Genomic DNA, 22,476 nt, shown 5'->3' with positions numbered 1-22,476 from the left:
GTCATTAGTCATTGGTCATTAGCAAAGGACAAGTGACGAATGACAAATGACAAATGACAAAGGACAAAGGACAAATGACAACTCAACCATCAAGCTTCCCCACAATAGACCAACCCTCTTCTCCTAAATGTGTGCGGGTTTGTCAAAATCGCACTTGCAAAAAGCAAGGTGCAGTTAAAGTTTTAGCAGCTTTTACAGCTTTGCCAATCCCTGGTGTATCGGTAATGGCTAGCAGCTGTTTAGGACAATGCGGCAATGGGCCGATGGTGCTGGTATTACCCGATATGGTCTGGTATAGCGGCGTTCAACCCCATGAAGTATCTCTACTGATAGAAAATCATTTGCTAGGTGGTCAAAGAGTCCAACAGATGCTCTATTATCGGTTTCATCACCAGAAATAAAGCCAAGTTTTCAATATCAATGTCTGCAATATTGTTGACTGAAGTGAGGTATCCAATGAATATCCAACAGCTGCGTCAATCCTTAAAACAAAAGTGGCTGAGTTACTATGAGCAAAATATTTCCTGGCTGGTCAAAATACGAATTTGGGGCACTTACGATGGTCTGCGCCGTCCTTTGTCCGGTTTTATTTTGGCAACACTGTCTGTTTTAGAACCCCAGTTTGATGAAATACTTGCTTTTATGCTGGATCTGAATAACGATCCAGATAAAATAGTCGCCGCTTTAGGTCTTAACTTCAATCCTGATGAAGAGTTACGTTTAATAAAATTAGACCATTCTATGGCTATAACCCAAGTTGATAGTGAGTCGCCAGATGAGAAGCATTCTGAGGATAAACATCTGTCATCGGTTGTAACTGCCAGCCAGATTAACTCTCATTCTCTTGCCAAGACTCTAGATTCCAACTTGTCACGCACTGATGAACTTGTGTCATCAATTACAGCTAACACTGAAGTAGTTCGCACACGCAAACCAGAGTTGGTAGTAGCTGCAACTAAAATTGCTCCAGACACTCCGGCAAAAACGCCATCCTCTGGTTTGCCAAGGGAACATCAAACAGTACGCTGGCACTCTGGTCAGTTACCTTCAAGAGGATCGGCGACAATGACCAGTGAGGTTAACAATAAAGGCAAAACTATGCCATCTGTGGCATTAGCTACCGAGGTTAAAAGCAACGCGCCACCTGTCCGAATCCCTGTGAGCGCATCATTGGCAATTACCACTGACATTAATAGTAATGGTAAACCAGTCCGTAGCTGCTTTGCAGCTTGTCGTCAGACATCACCCCTTGGGCGGCTCCCTTCAGAAGCATCGCTAGCAATTACTACTGAGATTAAAAGCAACGGGAAACAGCCGAATATTCAACCAGAAGATGTTAAGAGCAAAGTGAATCTAGAAACCACTAATGCCCGTAGTATAGCTTCTTGGATAGATGAATTTTGTTACGGCGCTAGGAATAAAGAAGAAGATATTTTGACTTGAATTACTTATGGGTAATCGTGAGAAACAAACGGAATTTCTATAATTTCACCCTCAGTTTCTCCCACTTTGACTTTCAACCCCACGCCACCAGCTTTAGTGCGAATGTAACCTAGTCCAAAGTAACCATCAGCCGTTTCTGTGTAACTAGTAAGTTTGCCGACCTTTTCATCTCCAACTGCGATCGCACTTCCAACTGAAGCAGGGGCACTGAGGCGTATACCCAAAAGGTGTTGTTTTACACCTTTATATGTATTTAATCGAGCAATGGTTTCTTGCCCAATATAGCAACCTTTATTAAAAGAAATTGTTTGCCACAAACCAACTTCTAAAGGATTGTAATCATCTGTAAGTTCAGCATCTGGGGCGGGGCGGCCTTGTAAGATTCGCAAGGCATCCCAAGCGCGATCGCTCATTTCTACTGCCCCAACTTCTAACAATTTATTCCACACCGTTTCTTTGTCAGTATAGGGGAAAGTTAAGGTATATCCGGGAGCCGCTAACCCACTACCCACAGCAATCCGTACCCCTTCAGCCGGAGCAATTGTGTATACTTTATGACTACCGTAAGGTTGCCCAATAAGTTCGCCAATACCCAACTTTTCTAAAACAGCGTCACTTCCTGGGCCAATAAGGCTAAAAGTATTGGTGTATTCTGTAATATCAGATAATTCCACCTTATCGGCAAAGAAAATATATTTATCCAGCCATTCCATGAGATATTGGCGGCGGTTGGGTGAAACTAGCAGGATTACTGCATCTTCTCTAACGTAGGCGGTTGCTAAATCAATTGTTCTGGCTGTAGAAGTCACGAAAACAGTATCGCAACCTTGCCCAGGCTTGAGTATTTGGAAATTGTTAGTGCTTTGGTTGTGTAAGAAATTGAGGCGATCGTCGCCAGCTACTTTAATACGTCCCCAGGCGGTGCGATCGCATATTGCAACCCCAACTCTGGCAGCTTGGATAGCTGCTGCATCTTTATCGTCAATTGTAGATGTTGGCATAGTGATGAGAAGTTGCCCTGTTTCAATGTTGTCGCACTGAAAATCTTAGCAAATAATACCAATTCGCAATTCGCAATTCGTAATTCGCAATGACGCTCGTTCCTCTCTACGAGACGCTACGCGAACGCTAACGCTGCGCTAACGTAATGGACTTCGCCCTGCTTGGCTAACGCAATTAAGAAACTTAGATGCAGTAAGACTTTCGTGATTTATGTCTGTTGCATCCTTTTGGAGAATTGGTATAAGCGTTTGCGGCTTCAATGGCAAGGCGATGCCAAGGGCGGGCTGCGCCTACGCTGGTTTTCAAAATTACATTGTAATTGATACCAATTTAATGTGAAGCTGTACTAAATGAGTAACTCTCTATTCTTGGCGGTTCGTTTAATATTCTGTACATCTTCATACATAATTGCTATTAAAAATTTTCTTTCGAGACTTTTTTAATTTGCCCAGCAAAGTATGCTTCCTCATGTTTAAGTTGTTGCGCTACTTCTAACCCTTTCTGAAAAGCTGTTAGTGCTTGAGGAAATTCTTTGCGTTCTAGATACAATTGTCCAATTTGGTCATAAGCTTGCATCAGCCCGTAAAAATTGGCGGCTTGCGTCTCTGTCTCCACAAGAATTTGGCTAGCTTGCAAAGCCTCCTCTGTTTGTCCTTGAGAACGGTACAGCGCAATTAACTTCTGCAAAGCTTCACCAGCACGAACGTATTCCTTTAATTGCCAAGCAGTAGTATAAGCTTCTTGATAATTATTAAAAGCTTCTAGCAGTAAGTTAGGATCTTTCTTTGCTAGAGATTCGTAATCTGAAGCGATCGCTAGCTTTAATTGTGGTATTTCAGTAAGATTATTTTCACCAACGTAAATTTCTACTAGTTTATTAAGTACATTCAATGACTGCTGTGGTTGGCTTGTCCAATCGTAAATTTCAGCCAACTGTCGCAGATATGTTACCTCATTTACACGTTCGCCAACAGATGTAGCTAAACTCAATAATTCCTCGTAGATTGGCGCAGCTTTGGGATAATCAAACCAACTCAAATGCACTTCTCCAATTGTCTTGAGTGTTTCTATGAGTGCTGTTGTATCTTTTTGTTGCCGTACCACTAGCAAAACTTGGTCGTAAGCTTCCGCAGCTAGTTTAGGCGATCGCACATTTTGATAAGCTTGACCTAGCGATCGCCACAATTCTAGATCAATTGGGGCAGTTGTTTTCTGAGATTGTGCCTGCTTTTGAATTGCTTGCAATCGCTGCGTAATATATTGTACTTCTTGTGCATCATTTTGCTTCCAGGCGATCGCCCCGACTCGTGATAGTGCTTGCACCTCTGCTAATGAACCTAAAAAGCGGCGCAAACGAAGTTCCCGGTTCCAAATTTCAAACGCCGCCACTTGATCTCCTGCTTGCAGTTTTGCTGCTGCTTCTTGATTTAAGACATCCAGCGCCGATTCTAACTTTTGCTGTTCTTGGAGAGTTAACGGCTGTTTATCTTTGGGCGAACGTGGTAGCAGTGGATCGGGTGTGGTAATTTCTAGGGGATTAGGAGGAAATTTATCCGGTACTTTGGGGTTTTTAGTTTGTGCCAGCGTCAAGGAACTGCTAAAAAGCATAGCAGCAGTAACAATCACAATTAAACGCCTAAACATGTGTACTTTACCTTGCCTTGAGTTGGTTGCATAAGTTAATTATCCCCATACCCTATTATTTTTACCTTATTCCAGCAATTCCGAAGCGTCACTGACATTGCTTTATGTCTCTATTTATTCTAAATACTAAAGCAATCAAGCTAATATCAAGCTAGTATAGACAAAGGTTTTTAAGTGTAATTGATGGGTTTGTTTATCATGTTTACATAATTTATGCAAGCGAGAATCTATTGAAAATACTTACGGGATATACTGAATAATTTAATAAAGTTTATTATTTGTCTTCCCATGAGTCAGGAAATATACGCTCCCAATAATTAACTAAATATAGGTATCCTTTATTAGAGCTAATTTGCTCTTGAAGTTAAGAAACTTGGTATCAGTTAGCACGACTATGACGAGTAGTACTGTGAAAAACTTTTGGCATTACTGATTTAGACATGAATCAAGAGGTAGAGAAGCGATATATCGCGTCTCTATATCGGTTTTCTTATTCAGCAAGCCAATTTTTTCATGGGTCTTGTTTGGTTGGAACGAAGATATAGCCGCTTGGACTCGGGCTGCTAGTCAACCTTCTCCTTCTGTGCGGTACGACGCTAACGCGTAGCTTGCTTAGAGGTAGAGGTAAGGATTTTCTAAGGTCGCTAACGCTGCACTAATAGGTGTTACCCGTCTACAGAGGTGGCTCACCGTTTTTACCAATTTAGTCAGCAGCTACTTTTTCAACTAGGAAGGTAAAAAATGGAATGGGCTATTTACAAAAAGAATACGGGCAGTTTTGTAATAGCAGTCGCAATTATGACTGGTGTTGGCGTAGTTTCGTATCTTAGTTTGCTTCAGTATAGAGAAAATGCTCAATGGGTAACACATACACGCGAGGTGCTGGACAAAACTAAAGAAGTAATGTCACAAATCAAAGATGCAGAGACTGGACAACGAGGCTATATTCTCACAGGTAAAGAACGGTATCTAGAACCCTATCGCACTGCAACTAGCGAGATTACTCAGAAAATTAAGACTTTGCGCCAATTGACTGCGGATAACCCCAGTCAACAACGGCGGCTTGATCGCCTTGAACCCCTGGTTGCCAAAAAACTAGTTTTGATGGAACAGGCAATTAACGCCAGGAGCAAAAATTTAGAATCTGCGCTGCAAATAATTCAGACAGATCAAGGTCAGCAGGTTATGGAGGACATCCGAATGCTGACTACAGATATGGAGAAAGAAGAGAATGAGTTGTTGAAACAGAGGTCGAGAGAGGCGAACATCAGCGCTCATCAAGCAACTTTGCTAACTATTTTTGGCAGCGTTATCGCTTCTGCGATCGTCGGTTTAGCAGCGATGATTACCAATCAGGAACTTCTCAAACGCAAGCGGATGGAAAATTCTCTGCAAAAAGCTCGTGATGAGTTAGAAATAGAAGTTAGCAAACGGACTGCCGAACTGAGAAACACTAACGAAGAATTGCAAACTGAAATTAATGAGCGTAAAAAGGCAGAGTCAGAGATTCTGCGCTTGAACGCCGAGCTTGAGGGGCGAGTTGCAGAACGTACAGCACAACTCGAAGCCACTAATAGAGAAATGGAAGCATTTAGTTATTCTGTATCTCACGATCTGCGGGCCCCCTTACGGAGCATCGACGGCTTTAGCCAAGCGCTACTAGAAGATTATAGTGATAACCTTGACGCACTAGGGCAAAATTACCTACAGCGAGTGCGTGCAGCCACCCAGCGAATGGCACAACTGATCGACGATTTACTGAATCTGTCAAGACTAACGCGTAGTGAGATGCGTTACGAAAAGGTGGATCTGAGCGCATTGGTGGAAGCGATCGCCACAGAGTTGCACAGAACACAACCAGAACGCCAAGTAGAGTTTGTAATTACACCGGGATTGGTTGCCAATGGTGATACTCATCTTTTACGGATCGTGCTAGAAAACCTGCTGGGAAATGCGTGGAAGTTTACAGGAAAAAATCAAAAAGCACGCATAGAATTTGGGCTTTTGCAGCAAGATGACACCCATGTGTATTTTGTCCGTGACGATGGCACAGGCTTCGATATGGCTTATATTGATAAACTTTTTGGTGCTTTTCAGCGCCTACACGCCATGACTGAGTTTGAAGGCACTGGCATCGGACTAGCTACTGTGCAACGCATTATCCACCGTCATGGTGGCCGTGTCTGGGCGCAAAGTGCAGTAGAGCAAGGCGCAACATTTTACTTCACCCTTTAACTATAGGAGAACACACAACATGATTTTACTTGTAGAAGATAATCCTGATGATGAAGCGCTAACCCTACGCGCACTCAAGAAAAACAATATTATGAACGAGGTAATAGTGGCACGCGATGGGGTAGAAGCCCTAGATTATCTGTTTGGTAAAGGTATATACGCCGATCGCGACATGAGCGTTATGCCGAATCTTATCCTGCTAGATTTGAAGTTGCCTAAAATGGATGGTTTGGAAGTTTTGCGACACCTGCGAACCGACGACAGGACAAAAATCCTTCCCGTCGTCATTCTCACTTCCTCCAAAGAGGAGCAAGACTTAATCAATGGTTATAGCTTAGGTGCCAACAGCTATGTTCGTAAACCAGTAGACTTTTCTCAATTCAGTGAAGCAGTGCGACAACTAGGATTGTACTGGTTTGTGTTAAACGAATCACCGCCAAGGGTATAGGCAGGGGGCAGGGAGCAGAGGGAGAGAAAATCCTTTTAATTCGGTGAAATTGGATAATTTATTTCTTGGAAGTCCGTTATACCAGTCCTTCAAAATGCGGCTAGAGTCCAAGGCTAACTTTCTTAATTGCGAATTACGAATTACATGGGTATACCACTGCGCGTGTTACTTGTTGAGGATTCAGAAGATGACGCTTTGTTGGTGCTGCGTGAACTGCAACGTGGTGGCTATCAAGTAACCTTTGAACGGATTGATACGCCCACAGCTATGAAAGCTGCGATCGCTGGGCAAATATGGGATATCGTCATATGCGATTATTCTATGCCCACCTTTAGCGCCCCTGCTGCATTGAAGCAAGTCAAGGAAAGTGTACTTGACTTGCCATTTATTATTGTCTCAGGCACTATTGGTGAAGATACCGCAGTAGCAGCCATGAAAGCTGGTGCCCATGACTACATTATCAAAGGCAATTTAGCACGACTTATCCCTGCTGTTGCCCGCGAGTTACGTGAGGCACAGGTGAGACGAGAGCGTAAACAAGCAGAGGAGCAGATTAAAGCATCGCTTCAAGAAAAAGAGGTGCTATTAAAAGAAATTCATCATCGAGTAAAAAATAATTTGCAGATTATTTCTAGTCTGCTCAACCTGCAAGCAGAGTATCTCAAGGATAATCAAGCCCTTGAGGTATTCAAAGATAGCCAGAACCGGATTGACTCAATGGCTTTGATCCACGAGAAACTATATCAATCTCAAGACTTGGCAAAGATTAATTTTGCTGATTATATCCAAGATTTAGTAACTAATTTATTTTATTCATATAACGTTAATTCCAGTGCTATTACCTTAAAAATGAACGTTGAGGAGGTTTTTTTAGCCATTGATGCAGCTATTCCTTGTGGCTTGATTATCAATGAGCTTATTTCAAATTCACTAAAATATGCCTTTCCTCAAAGAGAATTAGGAGAAATTTGTATTGAATTTTGTTCCATAGAAGCAAATTTATTTAAACTTACTATCAGTGATAATGGTGTCGGTTTTGCCCAAAATTTTGACTTTCAAGCTACAGAATCGTTAGGTTTGCGATTAGTCAAAGGTCTAACACATCAGCTACAGGGCAATATCGATTTTATCAGCTATAACGGAGTAGAGTATAAAATTATATTCCCGACTAAGAATTTATAAAGCTATAAGCTTAAAAATCATGAATCCAGTAAATATATTAGTTGTTGAAGATGAAATAATCGTAGCAATGGATATACAAAATCGGCTAAGAAAATTTGGATACACTGTTATGGGGCTTGCCGATTCTGGAGAAGAAGCTATTAAAAAAGCAGCAAATGATTCTCTAGATTTAGTTTTAATGGATATTCATCTCAAAGGAAAGATGGACGGTGTGGAGGCCGCTCAAATAATTCATAATATTTTTAAAATTCCAGTAATATATCTTACCGCTAATGCAGATGAATCAACATTGAATCGAGCAAAGGAAACAGAGCCATTTGGCTACATTCTCAAGCCTTTCAAAGAAAAGGAATTAAAGTTCACTATTGAAATTACACTTTCTAAACATCGAACAGAAAAAAAGTTAAAACAGAATGAACAATGGTTGACTACTGTACTTAAAAGTATTGGAGATGCTGTCATTACTAGCGATGCCTCTGGAAATGTAACTTTTATGAATCCTATGGCAGAAGGGCTGACGGGTTGGAATTATTCTGATGCCTTTGGTAAAGAAGCAACAGAAATATTTAATATTGCTCATGAAGAAACTCGGATAACAATTGAAAGTCCGATCAAGCAAGTCCTTCAATCTGGCGTTAATGTCGGTCTACCAGAAAAAACGATACTTATTACTAAAAACGGTACAGAAATCCCAATTGATGATAGTGTTGCAGCGATTAAAGATGACAACGGTAACATCACGGGTGCAGTTTGCGTTTTTCAGGATATTACCGAGCGTCAGCAAATATTGAAGGCACTAGCGCGTCGTCAGCAAGAATTTAAAGCATTAGTTGAAAATGCACCTGATATTATTTCCAGATTTAACACTCAATTGCGCTACGTTTACGTTAATCCAGTTATTGAAAATGTTACAGGAATCTCAGCCGAAACATTTATTGGCAAAACAAACACAGAGTTAAATCTGCCAGACGAATTTTGCCGGATATGCGATCGCAAACTCCAGCAAGTTTTCCAAACTAAGCAAGAGACGGAGTTTGAATGCAGTTTAGCGATCGCTCAGGAAACAAAACATTACCATATCCGTCTTGTGCCTGAATTCGCTAGCGATGGCTCAGTATATTGTGTTTTGAGTATTTCTCGCAACATTACTGCCCTAAAACTTGCAGAGGCGCAATTAATTTATGACGCTTTTCACGATATATTAACGGGTCTGCCAAACCGCGCCTTATTTATGGAACGACTAGAACGGGCGCTGATGCTGTCAAAACGACGTGCGAACTATACATTTGCTGTTCTCTTTCTAGACCTAGATCGCTTCAAAGTTGTTAACGACAGTCTTGGCCATACAATTGGCGATCAACTACTAACTGCCCTTGCTCGCAGACTAGAAAGCTGCCTACGTGCTGGAGATACGGTTGCGCGTCTAGGGGGAGATGAGTTTACGATTTTGCTTGAGGATCTCAACAATATCAATGACGTAACAGGCGTAGTGGAGCGGATACACGAAGCTCTGACATCTGCATTCCAACTCAGTGGATATGAGGTATTTACCACCGTCAGCATTGGTATCGCTTTAAATAAGGGTAATTACAACCTACCAGAAGAACTACTGCGCGATGCTGATATTGCAATGTATCGCGCTAAGGCATTAGGTAAGGCACGCCATGAGATATTTGACTCAAGCATGTACAGGCAAGCAACGGAGCAATTAGAGTTAGAGATGGATCTACGGCGGGCAGTTGAACGCCAGGAGTTTCAGGTTTACTACCAGCCAATTGTATTGTTAGAAACTTACAAAATTATTGGTTTTGAGGCTCTTGTTCGCTGGCAGCACCCACAACAGGGATTAATTCCTCCAGACAACTTTATTCCACTAGCGGAAGAAACTGGGTTGATTATCCCTATTGGTTATTGGGTACTGCGCGAAGCTTGTCGGCAGATGCATGCTTGGCAAATACAATTTCCTATTGACCCACCCTTGACAATTAGTGTAAATCTTTCCACTAAACAATTCTCACAGCCTGGGCTAATTGAGCAAATTTGCCAAATTATGCAAGAGACTGGTCTGGAAGGCAGCAATTTAAAGCTGGAGATTACCGAAAGCGTACTGATGGAAAATATTCAATCAGCAACTTTTATGCTCTTGCAACTGCAAGAGATGAATATCCAAATACACTTAGATGATTTTGGTATAGGCTATTCATCCTTGAGTTATCTGCACCGCTTTGCAAGTAATGCCTTGAAGATTGATCGTTCTTTTGTTACCAAAATTGGTGCTAACGGCGAAAACTTGGAGATTGTTCAAGCGATCATCACCCTAGCTCAGAGTCTAAATATAGATGTAATAGCAGAGGGCGTAGAAACTGTAGAGCAACTGGCACTACTTAGAGCCATGAAATGCAAGCACGCACAAGGATATTTCTTCTCCAAACCTTTAGATAGTAAATCGATAGAAACATTACTTGCATCTGGCATTCAGCCGAGACAAGAATAGCGTTACAAAGCCTAAGTATTTAGCGGTAGGTTAGGGACATCCCATCCAAGAATTAAATTATTCAATTTTTATATCCAACATCACTATCCAATTTTTTCTCCCCCTGCCTTCCAAAACTATTGATTATTTTTTTATTTGAAAGTCCCTTATTTACTCTCTGTTTCTCCTTTGGCTCGTTCCTGTGTCAAGCTATCAATAGCATCACCCAAAGCAGTAGTAAGGCTATTGCGGGTTTGAGCGTGGTTATCCTGCTCAGTTTTCAAAGCTTGCAAGAGGCGATCGCGTTCTTTGATTACGCTGATGAGTTTATCTTGCAATTCCTCTACAGATTTTAGTTGTTCTATTTCTTGTTGGATTGCTGTTACTGGCGTTCCAGGAGCCAGTGTTTCCATCTCAAGACCCTGGAGTTTATGCAATTCTGCCTTGAGGGATGCGATCGCCTGTTGGGACAATTGGGCATCTGTGCGCCGTTGTTCTGCTTCTGTGTTGTAAAGCTGACGCCATTTTTGGGCGCTTTCCCAAGCAGCATCGCGATCGCTCTGAAGTGCCGCCATCTGCTCTTTGATTGTTTGGATTTCGGTCAACCACTCTTGTGTTAAATCTTGATTCATAAATAATTTGTCATTTGTCATTAGTTTTCTTCCCCTGCCTCCTCTGCTCCCCCTGCTCCCCCCACTCCCTACTAAGTAGTATTGCGGAAAAAAGATAAATGCGATCGCTACGCAAAATTTGGCAAAGTAATTAATAAAGCTAACCAGTTTTAACTCTAAATTATGCCAAAGCCTCGTTTTTTACGCTTCTTTCGCCACCTCAATTGGCACACGCTCAAAAAAACTTTTGCTAGGACAATGGAAAGACGACTTTTTGGACTCGCCTCGGAAATTGCCTTCAATGCTATGTTATCCCTGTTTCCGGCAATTCTTGCGATCGTTACAGCCATTGGCTTATTAGCAGAATCTTTACAAGCTACCTTTAAACAACTGGCGGCACAACTCAGTCAAGTTCTACCAGAACAAGCCTTGGCTCTGATTCGTGATTTTGCCACTACAGAAATTACCAGCTCCAAAAACAGTGGTTTATTTTCTCTGAGCTTCGTATTAGCAATTTGGACTGCTTCTGGGGCGGTGAGTACTGCTATGACTGCCTTCGACCAAATCCATCAAATTCCTTCAGAAAACATCCGTCCCTTTTGGAAAGCCAAGCTCGTCTCTCTGGGATTAACAGTCGGTACTATGTTGCTTTTAGTGTTGGCTTCTTTCTTAGTGTTTACCAGTGATTTTCTATTGGCAATGGTAGTGCGTGGAAATAGTTCTTTGATTTTCTTGTTGCATCTTTGGCAACTGTTACGCTGGCCTTTAGCTTTAAGCATTGTTGCTGTCGCCTTTAGCTTTGTCTATCGCTATGGCCCAAGCCAGTGGAACTCAGGCACGCCAATGATGCCTGGAGCAATTTTAGCAGCTGTTTTCTGGGCGATATTGTCAGCTCTATTTCGGCTTTATGTGGCGAATTTTGGCAATTATAATAAAGTCTATGGCGCAGTAGGGGCTGTGATAGTTTTAATGCTTTGGTTATTGATGAGTGCTGCGGTTCTGTTAATCGGCGATCAGTTGAACGTGACTGTCGGTGAAGATATGCGCCCAAAAGCACGTCAGGATCTCGTAAAAAATATTAATTTGTAAATATCGTTATAAATCTCTGAGAAAATTTTTGCAAAAGTTCAATAGGGGAGTAGAATGTCTAACGATTCAAGACAAACTTAGCGATCGCCTTCATGCCTGATTCTCCTTTTCGATTTTCGATGATTGAACCCGATGCCAAAGCACCCACCTTGAAGCGTCTACGTCAGTTAAGCCGACTGCTTGATAACGTTATTACCATTCCTGGTACGCAGATTGGTTTTGGTCTAGATCCAATTTTAGGATTAATACCTATTGGTGGTGATTTTTTGGGAATCATGTTTTCTAGCTACATCATCCTAGAAGCAGCGCGGCTGGGTGTATCTAGAGCCACTTTAGGCAAAATGGTTCTAAATGTAATCATTGATGGCTTAGTAGGCGCTGTCCCAGTTTTGGGAGACTTTTTTGATTTTACCTGGAGAGCTAATACTAATAATATCAAGCTGTTGGAAGATTACTTAAAGTTTCCTAGTCAGCAAAAGAGTGCAGACAGGTGGTTTATCTTTGGTGTTTTGGTAGGATTGTTGCTGATTGCCATTGTTTTAGTAGCATTACCAGTAATACTAGTTAGAATGCTGTGGAATGCCTTAACTGGCAGTTAAATTATTTATTAATAACGGAATGAAAGATTGGTGGCAAGCTACTTTTCCTAAAGGGCGGCAAAGTCTAATTATTACTGATGCACAAGGGTATCCTGTACAAATTGCTTATGGCGAAAAAGGTAAAGGTAAACCGTTAATTTTATTACATGGCATGGGTAGTTGGAGCTATAATTGGCGCCATAGTATAGCACCATTATCTAAATATTTTCGGGTAATTTGTTTTGATGCTAAATGCTTTGGTTTTTCCGAAAAACCATTGTCGCGTAGAGAACACAACGGTCATCAAGTTATTGAGTTTAAAAGAGTTATTGAGGCATTATGTGATGAACCCGCAGTGATAGTGGCTGAATCGTTGGGGGGATTGGTTGCCCTTGCTATTGCTCAAGAAAATCCGCAGTTAGTCGGGCGGCTTATAGTTGTAAATGTACCTATTTTTGCCGAACGTCTACCCCATTGGGCTATGTGGTTACTTGCCCAAACGCCTTTGGAAATAATACAAACAATTGATTCTTTACGTCTAGCATATTTGTTTGCACCTCTATTTAGAGAAATTATGGCGATAGAAAGACGTAGAGTATTATTTGATCCGTCAATTTTGACACAGGAAGATGTCTATTGGATAACTTACCCATTTATTGAGCTACCTGGTACAGTTGCAAAAGTCGCCGAAGAGTTACAAATAGCAGCGCGAGAAATTGAGAATTGGCAAGAAAATAAGCCTAATATGCTCACCAAAATTCAAAATAGCCTAAGTAAAATTAAGTGTCCTACATTAGTTTTGTGGGGTGAACAAGATAGTTGGTTTCCTGTTAGTCATGGTGAAAAATTGCATCAGTATATTCCCAATTCTAAATTACAAATTTTGTCTAACTGCTATCATGATGCCTCAAGTGGTGCTTCTGAAGTATTGAATGCAGCGATTATTGACTTTTTACGGGATACTGACCAATAATATCGTGTTCGGTGAAAGACTTATCATTAAAACCGCAGGGGAGCAGGGGGAAAGAAGTTTTCCTCGTTTTTGCATATATGCGGGAATTATAACTAATTAGGCGGACATGATATAATTCATAATTACGGACAGAAAAACTTTATTTATCAATAGAAGAATAAAAAGAGAGTGGGAGGAAGCGTATCAGTCAGCTTTCAAACTCCCACTCAGCTATTTGCTGCTGAAGTGAACAGGAATGTATACAGACGTTGCCCTTATTTTAGGTTTAATGCGTACTTCAACAACAACGCCCATAAGCATTTAATATTCCTGTTGCAGCAAATACCAAACCTGATTATTAATATTTATCTGCTGATGAAAATCCTCTGCAAATAATTGGTAGAGATAGTTTTTTCTTGTAAATCACTTAGTAAATAGTGTTTTACAAAAGGAATTTGCTTACGTGGTAGTCCCTGATAACAAAACCCTTGAAGTCGTTTATCTTTGTACAATTTAACTTGGTTAATTAGAATTTGGTTGCCATTTTGGCAAGTTTTTAAATCTCGGAATTGCTCGCCTGCCAGTTTGTGAGAAATTTTCATTGCTATAGGCTAGCCATAACCGCATCAACATAAAGTTAGTCTTCCCAAATCCTAAGAATTTCTTAAAGCTAAAAATACAAATACCAGACCCAGACGAAGACGATAGAGATTAAGCTGACTGGGGATTCCTGATAAACCACTCTTAAGCGATAGTATAACTGTAGATTCTTTAAATTCTCTCACCTACTATGCCAAAACAGTCTATAGGTCTTGATCTCCAACTCTATAATTACCTTTTATCTGTTTCGCTGCGGGAACCGGAGATTCTTTTGAAGTTGCGCCAAGAAACCGCCAGCCATCCCCGAAGTGGAATGCAGATTTCACCAGAACAAGGGCAGTTTATGAGACTTTTGGTGCAGCTTATTGGAGCTAAGAAAACCCTAGAAGTTGGAGTATTTACTGGTTATAGCTCACTTTCTGTAGCTTTGGCGCTACCGCCTGATGGGAAGATAATCGCTGCTGATGTAAGTGAAGAATTTACTGCGATCGCCCGCCGATATTGGCAAGAAGCTGGAGTTGCCGATAAAATCGATCTACGATTAGCACCCGGTTTAGAAACTTTAGATCAGCTGTTGGCAACTGGGCAAGCCGAGACATTTGATTTTGCTTTTATTGATGCTGATAAAGAAAATTATGATGGATATTATGAGCGATCGCTGCAATTAGTGCGTCCAGGTGGATTGATTGCTATTGATAATGTTTTATGGTCAGGACAAGTTGCTAACCCAGAAAATCGAGATGAAAGCACCCAAGCTATCCGGGCGCTCAACGAGAAGTTACATCATGACGAACGGGTAACGCTCTCCCTTGTCCCCATTGCTGATGGGCTTACTTTAGCCATCAAGCGACCTTAATACAGTTTGATGCAAACTTAGTATTGATATAAATAAGGGTAGCATAGATATGCTACCCCATTGCGTGTTCTACTTCTATTTACTTAGAAGTTGTAGCCAACGCCAAATAATAGCCCTACATCAGTGTCATCCAGAAAAGCAGCATTTACACCACCTGTCACCGTAAATCGAGAACCAACAGGAAGGTCTACACCACCAGTTAACAGTAATCCAACATCAGTATTAGCATTAGCTTCAATTGCTACACCAGCACCAATATAAGGAGATATGGCAAAGGTTCTTGAACCCACTGAACCTGCTGTGCGGGGCGAAAAATCCAAAGTCAAGGGAACCAGAATTAGTGTATCATCCCCAAAGATCACTGATGGTCGTGCTGATATATTGCGTGTCAGACCAATTTTGCTAATTGCTGCAAAGTTACCATCACTCAAAGCTGTATCGTTACCACTCAAACCAATGTTACCAGCAACTCCAACATAGCTAGGGCCACCAAGAGTAGTTCTACCTGGCCTCACCTCAGGCGTTGTAGCATTTGGGGTTCCTGTCCCTGGTTGATTTAACTGACTGAGCTTAACATCAGGCGGGATCAGGACTTGGTTAATTGCATGGATAACACCATTGCTAGCTTTTACGTCTGCCTGAATAACTGTGGCATTATTCACCGCGACTTGATTATTAGCGCGATCAATTTTAATATTTACAGGGCTTTGTTCAGAGGTTCTAAGTTCTCCAGCCGAGAGTTGACTAGAAGTTACTGCACCAGGAACCACATGGTATGACAAAATCTTAATCAATGCATCTCTGTTTTCTGGTTGCTGTAACTGTTGTAAGGTAGCAGCAGGTAAAGCAGCAAATGCTTGATCGGTGGGAGCGAAGACTGTATAAGGGCCAGGCTGTTGAAGAATATCTGCTAAACCTGATGTTCTTAATAAAGAAGTCAGAGTTGTCAAAGAACTACTGGATGCAGCAAGAGAAACAATATCAGTACCGGTTTGAGTTGAACCGACAATATATTGACTAGCTGGAAGATTGCTCGCAATGGGTTGCACCTTTCCTTGTTTAGCCAAAGCTTGATATAAAATTGCCGCAGCTTCAGCACGAGTTAGAGGCTGTTGCGGATTGAGTTGTTTTACATCTGGATAATTAACAACAATATTAGATTGAGTTGCTGCTGTCACACCAGGAACAGCATAGCCTGGAATAGCTGAAGCGTCGTTGTAGTAGGTGCTGAGGTCAGTACTGCTTCCAGTGGTGCTACCAGTTAAACCCAAACCACTGGTTATAGCAACGATCGCCTGTACCTTCGGTATTTGTTCATTGGGTCTAAACACGTTACCAGGATAGCCTGCCAAAAATCCAGTTTCGTAAGCGTTCTGAATTGCAGAAGCCGCCCAATAGCCAGCAGGAACATCTCTAAATCCACCTGCGCTTAATTGCCGAACTCGATTTTGGCTAGGGAAAGCTTTTTGAATTAGGGCGGCAAACTCTGCACGAGTCACACCTTGATTCGGCCTGAAGCTGCCATCAGGAAAGCCACTAATTACGTTATTTTCAGCTAAGGCTTGAATGAAGGGACGCGCCCAATAATCTGAAGAAACATCAGACAAGTTTACTGTTGAAGTAGGCGATGGTGTCGCAGGTGATGGTGTTGCAGGTGATTGTGTGTCTTGTGATGGTGTCGTAGATGGAACAGTAGTTTGAGATGAGGCTGGGGTAGATATTACGATGGGAGTGATTGTAGCAGCTGTCATTCCCAGAACTACTAAAGCAACCCTTGCTGATGGCCAACGAAAGGAACTAAACATGGAAACATCCTCTATTATCTGAATTTTCACCACACGCAGTACAAAATTTCTATTTGGTTTTTCAAAAACCGCATATAACACTAATATGCATAAGCAACGATATTGTGGTATATGGATATGTTGCAAAAATAAAGATTCTTACATGCAAGTATGCGATTTTATCAGTTATAAAATCGCAGCCAAGCACTAGAATAATTAGCTTTTAATAGCCATCTCTTTATGATTGCAGAAGATGGTTAATGCCGTCAAGCTACATGAATCATAATCTTTAGCAACATTTAAGAAATAAAATTTGTCTTGGCTATATACTGTATTATTAATCTTTGAGGTAAATTATACAACTAACTATTGGCTGGATTTCGAGGAAGAACTTTCACTCTTTAGATAGTTGTCTGTGACAGTAAATTTTCAAATACTAGACTGAAAATTAGCATCGCAATCAAAAATGTTAGGCATGATTGCGCCAAGATTTTTGGCTAGGAATTATTTTTTTGCAAAATACAATTTTATAAAAGTGAATCTACGGATAAATTAGGATTTTTAAAGTGTCTAATATGTAACATTTTTCCTGAGAACTCCTCTGGATATAAAGTAATAAATCCGGTTTTAATCCACCCTTTAACCCAGTATTTTCACATAAATGCAACGTATTATGCCGTTTTAGCTACTGTGAAGCATGATTATAAAAAAGTTTTAGTCATACCTTTGCACTAGCAAATCTGCAATTGAGGTTGGTAATTCAGCTGGTAACTTATTTTGGAAACGCAGGTGTTAAGACTCACTAAGCGATCGCTTTCTCCAGCATAGGGGGTAAGAGCGATCGCAAAAATCGGAAAACCCTTTTTCCCCCCTGCCTGCTTTAAATCAACATCCCAGCAATACAAGCGGTAATAAAACCCGCTAACAATCCGCTAATCATTGACCTTAGACCCATGCGAGCTAAATCATGCTGGCGATTAGGTGCTATTCCAGTAATGCCGCCAATAGTAATTCCAATTGAACCGATATTTGCAAAATTACATAAGGCGTAAGTCGCAATAATTATTGCACGTTGAGAAATTTTACCACTTTCAATTAGTGCTTTCAAATCTAAAAAAGCAATAAACTCATTCAAAATTGTCTTTGTACCCAACAAAGCCCCCACTTGCCGACAATCAGCCCAAGGTACGCCCATCAGCCAAGCTACGGGAGCCATAATAAAAGATAAAATCCACTGTAATGAGAGTTGCTGTAAACCCACAAATGCTCCCAACCATCCCAGCAGTGCATTTAGGGCAGCTAATAATCCTAAAAAGGCAATAATCATCACCCCAACATTAACTGCTAATTTCACACCATCAATTGCTCCGCTAGTAGCAGCATCAATTACATTTACATAGTTGGTTTCTACACTCGCTTTTACCTCGCCAGCCGTCTCTGATGCTTCTGTTTCTGGATACAGCAATTTTGATACCACCAACGATGTGGGAGCAGTCATAAAAAAAGCAGCAATCAGGTGTTCTGCTGGTATCCCAAAGGAGAGATATGCCCCTAGAACTCCACCCGCAATTGTGGCAAAACCACCCGTCATCACAGCATGAAGTTCTGATTGCGTCATGTTCGCTATATAAGGTTTAACCATCAGCGCCGACTCTGTTGGCCCCAAAAAGATGTTACCTGCACAGGATAAAGATTCAGAACCGGATGTTTTCATCGTCTTCATCATTACCCACGCCATCACATTTACGACTCGCTGTAAAATGCCGTAGTAATACAAAACGCTGATGAAGGCAGAGAAAAAGATAATTGTCGGTAGCACTTGGAAGGCAAAGAAATGATCCTTAAAATTTTCTCCAAAGACAAATTTTGCACCAACATCAGAAAATGCCAAAAACTGGCTGACAATATCTCCTAGAGATTTAAACACATTTAAACCCCAAGGAGTTTTAAGAATCATTAGCGCCAATGCAAACTCTAATCCCAAACCCCACGCTACTACGCGCCAACGCACCGCACGACGATTAACTGAGAAAGCGTAGGATATACCGATAAAAACTAAAATCCCCAACGCAGAAATAGCGCGTTCCATGTTTACTCCCGGAAATGTATGGCAAAGGCACTTGGCCACAAAGCATACACAAAAATCCGCGTGTTTTTATGGGTTTGTAGTTAATTACTAGGGTTTTGATGGTGTAAGGGATTTCCAAGAAATAAATTATCTAATCTTGTGGGGTGGGCATCTTGCCCGCCTTTGCTTACTGGGCGGCAGAGGCTACTCGTACTGAAGATTAAACACCAAAACCCGAATTTTTTACCGCAGTTCTATATTTATTTATGTTTCACAACCCCATAACCGTGCGATAATGAGCCTCAATTTGCATGACGCTTTCAGACTTGCGTTTTGTCTCCCATTGACTGCGGTTAAATAATTCTTGTCGCAATTCATCAACGTTAATTGTGGTAAATTTGCCATTAGCAACAATTTGCTTACCATTTACCCAAGCACTATTAACAACATTGGTAGGACGACCTAAGACTAATAACCCAATAGGATCTGTACGGGGTAATAATGATAGATTGGTGAGATCATAAAGTACCAAATCTGCTTGTTTACCCACAGTTAAAGAACCGAGTTTGTCTGCTATATTCAGTCCCTTTGCGCCTCCTAAGGATGCCATTTCTACAGCTTGTCTGGGCGTAATCCAGTTTTGATAATTTGAGTCTGTAACATTATGTAAAATAGAACCTATTTTGATTGCTTCTAGCAAGTCTTGAGAGTCATTACTTGAAGCACCATCACAACCAAAAGTTACATTTACTCCAGCTTGGCGATATTTTAAAATTGAGGCGATGCCACTGCCTAAACGCAAATTACTTAAGGGATTATGAACAACTGTAGATTGAGTTTCGGCGAGAATGGCGATATCAGCATCATTTAACCAAACGCAATGAGCAAGTGAAGTTTTATTGCTCAAATATCCGATTCTTTTCAAATGTTCTACAGCAGTACAACCGTACTTTTCTTGGGCGAGTTTTTCTTGCGCCCTGGTTTCGAGTAAATGAGAGTGACGACAAAGATTATAGCGATCGCTTAACTCACTGCATCCTTCAAATAAAGCATCAGTACACAACTGTATCCCTGTTGGTGCAACTAAAATATTTATACCCTCATCCGGGCGATGAAACTGTCTTACCGCCTCTTCGATAATTTCTAATGTTGCCGCAGTTGAGCGAAAATAAGGTTCATGCTTTCGGGCTGATTCCCCAGATGGGATACCTGCGCTGAGGGATTCATCTTGAATTAAAGGGGCGATAAAGGCGCGAATTCCTACTTCTCTGTAAGCGCGAGTTGCAATGGCGATCGTTTCTAACTCAAGTCCGGGAATTAACACCAGATGATCTACTACACTCGTCCCGCCGGAAAGTAGAGTTTCCACCGCAGTACCCAAGGCGCTGAGATAAACCTGTTCGGGATCGAGAGGGGCAAAATCATACAGTTCTGCTAACCATAATTCTAAAGGGAAAGCTGACATGATCCCCCGTTGCCACATCTCTGATGAGTGAGTGTGAGCATTGAAAAAGCCAGGTAGCAATAGCTTGTTTTTGCCATCTATAGGTGTGCCGATTACCTGTAGATTAGGGGCAATGGCTGCAATTGCACCATCTATAATCTGTACATCTACCGTTGCATAATCATCATCGGCGGCAATTAAAACATTCTGGATGGTGAAACTTACCATATTTAACCTTGATTAAGTAATTGTATTCTCAACTGAATTTCAAGTTACAAAATAGAAAATGGCGTTCGGTATTGCAATTTTATGAATTTACCATTACGGACATTGGGAGTTCCACCAAATGCGTGGACAGTGAATGATGCGATCGCAGATATCACTCGTCCTCAAAAGGCCCCACAACCCGTTATTTTATCAACAGAAACTAAAACCCTGCGCCTAGACTTGGCAAAAGCAGCTATCCTCGTCATTGATATGCAAAACGACTTCTGTCACCCTGACGGCTGGTTAGCGCATATCGGCGTAGACGTAACTCCGGCGCGTCAGCCTATTGAACCTTTGAACAACTTGCTTCCAGAACTACGTGAAGTTGGTGTTCCAGTTATTTGGATAAATTGGGGAAATCGTCCCGACTTACTCAATATTAGTGCTGGTTCGCGTCACGTCTATAATCCCACAGGAGAGGGTGTAGGATTGGGCGATCCACTGCCAAGCAATGGTGCTAGAGTACTCATGGCAGGTAGTTGGGCAGCAGCAGTAGTAGACGAATTAGAAAAAATACCCGAAGATATTTATATAGACAAATACCGCATGAGTGGGTTTTGGGATACGCCATTAGATAGTATCTTGCGAAATCTGGGAAAGACAACATTATTTTTTGCTGGTGTTAATGCCGATCAATGTGTGCTAACTACGTTATGTGATGCTAGCTTCTTAGGATATGATTGCGTGTTAGTTAAAGACTGTACTGCTACCACTTCTCCTGAATATTGTTGGCTGGCGACGTTGTATAATGTCAAACAATGCTTCGGTTTTGTGACTGACTCCCAAAAGATTTTAACAGCGCTGCAAAAAGGTGAGGAGTGAATCAATTTTGAATTTTAGATTTTAGATTGATCCTATTTTAGGAATTTTCATACCCATCGATAACTTCAGAGGGGATAAATAAATGTACGCTACTCGTTGTGTAATTCCGGTTATCAAATCTAGTAAAGATTACCAAGTATATCGCATCAGTCCCGACGCCTCGAATCGATTAGCAATTATCTTCGATTCGACAAGTGCTAATACTTCGTTGACTTGCTGCATAGAAATTTTCGATGTTGGTGGACAAACACCTCCAAATCGCCATCAGTGGGCGGTGGAAATGTTTTTCGTCCTCAAAGGCGAAGGGATCGCCATCTGTGACGGCAAGAGTGCCATAATCAAAGCTGGAGATAGTTTATTAGTACCTCCCACTGGTACTCATTTGATTAAAAATACTGGTTCTACTCGCTTGTACACATTGACTGTTATGATTCCCAATGAAGACTTTTCGGAATTGATTCGCAGTGGTATTCCGGCGGAGTTAGATGCAGAAGACATGGCAGTATTAGGGAGATTCGATGCTTTGATGCCCTGTTAAAATAATTCGTAATACTCGCCTCCGGCGAGAAGCAAGCTACTTAATTCGTAATTCGTAATTTAACTTATGCGGGATTCCTCGTTTCCATGTGAAACACGGTAACGAGGAAATATTATGAATTACGAATAATTTATTGTTAAAAAGTTTTAGCTTATTAACTACGAACTTTAGTCAGGATTCTTTGGGAATAAAACGAAGAATCAGCTTCGTTTTTGGCACAATCTTAGGCAAACTTAATCACATTATTTCCAGCAGTTTTGGACTTTGAGCTAAGTTGAGCGTTGCTTCACAGGCAAACTAGATGGGGTAGCCATTGCGTTTTTGCCAGTCAATCAGATGAAAAACCAACTTCATGGCGGCGCGGCGATCGCTAACAAAGTTATCATCAAAATACACTGCCCTCAGATTGCCAGATTGTCGCATTGCATCTAATGCGATTA

Annotated in this window: 19 protein-coding genes; 12 read left to right on the top strand and 7 right to left on the bottom strand. The window is 41.3% G+C overall.

The annotated features are described in order from the left end of the window. Positions 1-53: 53 nt before the first annotated feature. Positions 54-401, top strand: a complete 348-nt coding sequence (locus tag RMZ43_RS13915) for a (2Fe-2S) ferredoxin domain-containing protein (protein ID WP_416212456.1) — start codon at positions 54-56, stop codon at positions 399-401. Positions 402-456: 55 nt separating this feature from the next. Next, the gene (locus RMZ43_RS13910) at positions 457-1,443 is read left to right on the top strand and encodes a DUF5331 domain-containing protein (protein ID WP_322654803.1); all 987 of its coding nucleotides are present in this window, start codon (positions 457-459) and stop codon (positions 1,441-1,443) included. A 5-nt stretch (positions 1,444-1,448) separates the two neighbouring features. Here the strand turns inward: RMZ43_RS13910 and RMZ43_RS13905 are convergent, their stop codons facing one another. Together RMZ43_RS13905 and RMZ43_RS13900 are read right to left on the bottom strand one after the other, a co-directional pair. Continuing rightward, on the bottom strand, positions 1,449-2,444 hold the full coding sequence (locus RMZ43_RS13905; RefSeq protein ID WP_322654804.1) for a YgfZ/GcvT domain-containing protein: 996 nt from the start codon (positions 2,442-2,444) through the stop codon (positions 1,449-1,451). A 415-nt stretch (positions 2,445-2,859) separates the two neighbouring features. Next, positions 2,860-4,089 (bottom strand): tetratricopeptide repeat protein, encoded by a 1,230-nt coding sequence (locus RMZ43_RS13900; protein WP_322654805.1) that lies wholly within the window; start codon positions 4,087-4,089, stop codon positions 2,860-2,862. A gap of 741 nt (positions 4,090-4,830) precedes the next feature. On the opposite strand from RMZ43_RS13900, the gene RMZ43_RS13895 reads away from it, so the two are divergent. The 4 genes from RMZ43_RS13895 to RMZ43_RS13880 all read left to right on the top strand — a co-directional run bounded on the left by RMZ43_RS13895 (position 4,831) and on the right by RMZ43_RS13880 (position 10,448). Further along, entirely contained in the window at positions 4,831-6,324 is a 1,494-nt protein-coding gene (locus RMZ43_RS13895) for a sensor histidine kinase (protein WP_322647930.1), read from the top strand. Positions 6,325-6,343: 19 nt separating this feature from the next. Beyond that, a complete protein-coding gene (locus tag RMZ43_RS13890) occupies positions 6,344-6,772 on the top strand; it encodes a response regulator (protein ID WP_322647931.1) in 429 nt (142 codons plus the stop codon). Between the two features lie 144 nt (positions 6,773-6,916). Further along, entirely contained in the window at positions 6,917-7,954 is a 1,038-nt protein-coding gene (locus RMZ43_RS13885; RefSeq protein ID WP_322654806.1) for a sensor histidine kinase, read from the top strand. A gap of 19 nt (positions 7,955-7,973) precedes the next feature. After that, on the top strand, positions 7,974-10,448 hold the full coding sequence (locus tag RMZ43_RS13880) for a GGDEF domain-containing response regulator (protein WP_322647933.1): 2,475 nt from the start codon (positions 7,974-7,976) through the stop codon (positions 10,446-10,448). A 146-nt stretch (positions 10,449-10,594) separates the two neighbouring features. Here RMZ43_RS13880 and RMZ43_RS13875 read toward each other — a convergent pair whose 3' ends face one another. Next, positions 10,595-11,059 carry a hypothetical protein gene (locus tag RMZ43_RS13875; RefSeq protein ID WP_322654946.1) on the bottom strand — a complete coding sequence of 155 codons (465 nt, stop codon included), beginning with the start codon at positions 11,057-11,059 and terminating at the stop codon, positions 10,595-10,597. A gap of 162 nt (positions 11,060-11,221) precedes the next feature. Here RMZ43_RS13875 and RMZ43_RS13870 point away from each other — a divergent pair, with 162 nt between their 5' ends. The 4 genes from RMZ43_RS13870 to RMZ43_RS13855 all read left to right on the top strand — a co-directional run bounded on the left by RMZ43_RS13870 (position 11,222) and on the right by RMZ43_RS13855 (position 15,113). Next, a complete protein-coding gene (locus RMZ43_RS13870) occupies positions 11,222-12,127 on the top strand; it encodes a YihY/virulence factor BrkB family protein (RefSeq protein ID WP_322647935.1) in 906 nt (301 codons plus the stop codon). Between the two features lie 92 nt (positions 12,128-12,219). Then, positions 12,220-12,726, top strand: coding sequence for a DUF4112 domain-containing protein (locus tag RMZ43_RS13865; RefSeq protein ID WP_322647936.1), 507 nt, complete (start codon positions 12,220-12,222; stop codon positions 12,724-12,726). Between the two features lie 19 nt (positions 12,727-12,745). After that, entirely contained in the window at positions 12,746-13,678 is a 933-nt protein-coding gene (locus tag RMZ43_RS13860) for an alpha/beta fold hydrolase (RefSeq protein WP_322654807.1), read from the top strand. A gap of 769 nt (positions 13,679-14,447) precedes the next feature. After that, positions 14,448-15,113 carry a class I SAM-dependent methyltransferase gene (locus tag RMZ43_RS13855; protein WP_322647939.1) on the top strand — a complete coding sequence of 222 codons (666 nt, stop codon included), beginning with the start codon at positions 14,448-14,450 and terminating at the stop codon, positions 15,111-15,113. 83 nt (positions 15,114-15,196) lie between these two features. Here the strand turns inward: RMZ43_RS13855 and RMZ43_RS13850 are convergent, their stop codons facing one another. From RMZ43_RS13850 to RMZ43_RS13840, 3 genes are all read right to left on the bottom strand, one after another. Then, positions 15,197-16,918 (bottom strand): fasciclin domain-containing protein, encoded by a 1,722-nt coding sequence (locus RMZ43_RS13850; protein ID WP_322654808.1) that lies wholly within the window; start codon positions 16,916-16,918, stop codon positions 15,197-15,199. An 859-nt stretch (positions 16,919-17,777) separates the two neighbouring features. Then, a complete protein-coding gene (locus RMZ43_RS13845) occupies positions 17,778-18,986 on the bottom strand; it encodes a NupC/NupG family nucleoside CNT transporter (RefSeq protein WP_322654809.1) in 1,209 nt (402 codons plus the stop codon). A gap of 250 nt (positions 18,987-19,236) precedes the next feature. Then, complete coding sequence (locus RMZ43_RS13840; RefSeq protein WP_322654810.1) at positions 19,237-20,637, bottom strand: amidohydrolase; 1,401 nt, start codon at positions 20,635-20,637, stop codon at positions 19,237-19,239. 81 nt (positions 20,638-20,718) lie between these two features. On the opposite strand from RMZ43_RS13840, the gene RMZ43_RS13835 reads away from it, so the two are divergent. Both RMZ43_RS13835 and RMZ43_RS13830 read left to right on the top strand, forming a co-directional pair. Beyond that, positions 20,719-21,498, top strand: coding sequence for a cysteine hydrolase family protein (locus RMZ43_RS13835; RefSeq protein WP_322647947.1), 780 nt, complete (start codon positions 20,719-20,721; stop codon positions 21,496-21,498). Between the two features lie 82 nt (positions 21,499-21,580). After that, entirely contained in the window at positions 21,581-22,036 is a 456-nt protein-coding gene (locus tag RMZ43_RS13830) for a cupin domain-containing protein (protein WP_322654811.1), read from the top strand. A gap of 297 nt (positions 22,037-22,333) precedes the next feature. Here RMZ43_RS13830 and RMZ43_RS13825 read toward each other — a convergent pair whose 3' ends face one another. Then, entirely contained in the window at positions 22,334-22,459 is a 126-nt protein-coding gene (locus RMZ43_RS13825; RefSeq protein ID WP_322647949.1) for a hypothetical protein, read from the bottom strand. Positions 22,460-22,476: the final 17 nt, after the last annotated feature.

Origin of the sequence: Nostoc sp. CmiVER01 (assembly GCF_034531135.2) — a bacterium.
Lineage (GTDB): Bacteria > Cyanobacteriota > Cyanobacteriia > Cyanobacteriales > Nostocaceae > Nostoc.
The sequence above is the reverse complement of the archived record's forward strand: the minus strand, read 5'-3'. Positions and strand labels throughout refer to the sequence as shown.

Excerpts from the sequence above, each read along its gene's own strand:
- RMZ43_RS13915 (WP_416212456.1), top strand. The coding sequence starts at position 54 with ATGACAAAGGACAAAGGACAAATGACAACTCAACCATCAAGCTTCCCC.
- RMZ43_RS13910 (WP_322654803.1), top strand. The coding sequence starts at position 457 with ATGAATATCCAACAGCTGCGTCAATCCTTAAAACAAAAGTGGCTGAGT.
- RMZ43_RS13905 (WP_322654804.1), bottom strand. The coding sequence starts at position 2,444 with ATGCCAACATCTACAATTGACGATAAAGATGCAGCAGCTATCCAAGCT.
- RMZ43_RS13900 (WP_322654805.1), bottom strand. The coding sequence starts at position 4,089 with ATGTTTAGGCGTTTAATTGTGATTGTTACTGCTGCTATGCTTTTTAGC.
- RMZ43_RS13895 (WP_322647930.1), top strand. The coding sequence starts at position 4,831 with ATGGAATGGGCTATTTACAAAAAGAATACGGGCAGTTTTGTAATAGCA.
- RMZ43_RS13890 (WP_322647931.1), top strand. The coding sequence starts at position 6,344 with ATGATTTTACTTGTAGAAGATAATCCTGATGATGAAGCGCTAACCCTA.
- RMZ43_RS13885 (WP_322654806.1), top strand. The coding sequence starts at position 6,917 with ATGGGTATACCACTGCGCGTGTTACTTGTTGAGGATTCAGAAGATGAC.
- RMZ43_RS13880 (WP_322647933.1), top strand. The coding sequence starts at position 7,974 with ATGAATCCAGTAAATATATTAGTTGTTGAAGATGAAATAATCGTAGCA.
- RMZ43_RS13875 (WP_322654946.1), bottom strand. The coding sequence starts at position 11,059 with ATGAATCAAGATTTAACACAAGAGTGGTTGACCGAAATCCAAACAATC.
- RMZ43_RS13870 (WP_322647935.1), top strand. The coding sequence starts at position 11,222 with ATGCCAAAGCCTCGTTTTTTACGCTTCTTTCGCCACCTCAATTGGCAC.
- RMZ43_RS13865 (WP_322647936.1), top strand. The coding sequence starts at position 12,220 with ATGCCTGATTCTCCTTTTCGATTTTCGATGATTGAACCCGATGCCAAA.
- RMZ43_RS13860 (WP_322654807.1), top strand. The coding sequence starts at position 12,746 with ATGAAAGATTGGTGGCAAGCTACTTTTCCTAAAGGGCGGCAAAGTCTA.
- RMZ43_RS13855 (WP_322647939.1), top strand. The coding sequence starts at position 14,448 with ATGCCAAAACAGTCTATAGGTCTTGATCTCCAACTCTATAATTACCTT.
- RMZ43_RS13850 (WP_322654808.1), bottom strand. The coding sequence starts at position 16,918 with ATGTTTAGTTCCTTTCGTTGGCCATCAGCAAGGGTTGCTTTAGTAGTT.
- RMZ43_RS13845 (WP_322654809.1), bottom strand. The coding sequence starts at position 18,986 with ATGGAACGCGCTATTTCTGCGTTGGGGATTTTAGTTTTTATCGGTATA.
- RMZ43_RS13840 (WP_322654810.1), bottom strand. The coding sequence starts at position 20,637 with ATGGTAAGTTTCACCATCCAGAATGTTTTAATTGCCGCCGATGATGAT.
- RMZ43_RS13835 (WP_322647947.1), top strand. The coding sequence starts at position 20,719 with ATGAATTTACCATTACGGACATTGGGAGTTCCACCAAATGCGTGGACA.
- RMZ43_RS13830 (WP_322654811.1), top strand. The coding sequence starts at position 21,581 with ATGTACGCTACTCGTTGTGTAATTCCGGTTATCAAATCTAGTAAAGAT.
- RMZ43_RS13825 (WP_322647949.1), bottom strand. The coding sequence starts at position 22,459 with ATGCGACAATCTGGCAATCTGAGGGCAGTGTATTTTGATGATAACTTT.